Origin of the sequence: Psychrobacter sp. AOP31-B2-9 (assembly GCF_052378005.1) — a bacterium.
In the GTDB taxonomy this organism is placed as follows: Bacteria; Pseudomonadota; Gammaproteobacteria; order Pseudomonadales; family Moraxellaceae; genus Psychrobacter.
Map to the genome: position 1 here is coordinate 1 of NZ_JBQSXG010000353.1, position 370 is coordinate 370.

At 42.4% G+C, this 370-nt stretch carries 1 protein-coding gene; it reads left to right on the plus strand.

All coding sequences use genetic code 11. The features are described from left to right. The coding region (locus ACT3SX_RS15595; protein ID WP_444519293.1) for an IS3 family transposase at positions 1-324 on the plus strand (324 nt) is incomplete at its 5' end. Positions 325-370: the final 46 nt, after the last annotated feature.

Genomic DNA, 370 nt, shown 5'->3' on the forward strand with positions numbered 1-370 from the left:
TGTCCAAGCAAAGGGCTAATCGTTCATTCAGACAGAGGCAGCCAGTATTGCAGCCATGCCTACCACAAGACCATTAAGCAGCATCAATTTATAGGCTCAATGAGCGGCAAAGGTAATTGCTTCGACAATGCTCCAATAGAAAGCTTCTGGGGCACATTAAAGAACGAGCTGGTATATCATCAGGATTATAAGACTAGATTTGCAGCGATCAACGATATTATTAGATACATCGAGCTGTACTATAATCAGACTAGAATTCAAAAGGGTTTGGGCTATCAATCGCCAAGACAGGTGTGGTTTGATTATTATCGTCAGGCTGCGTAATTAAAATCTCCCAAGTTTATGTGTACGGATTTGACGGCAGGGGTCA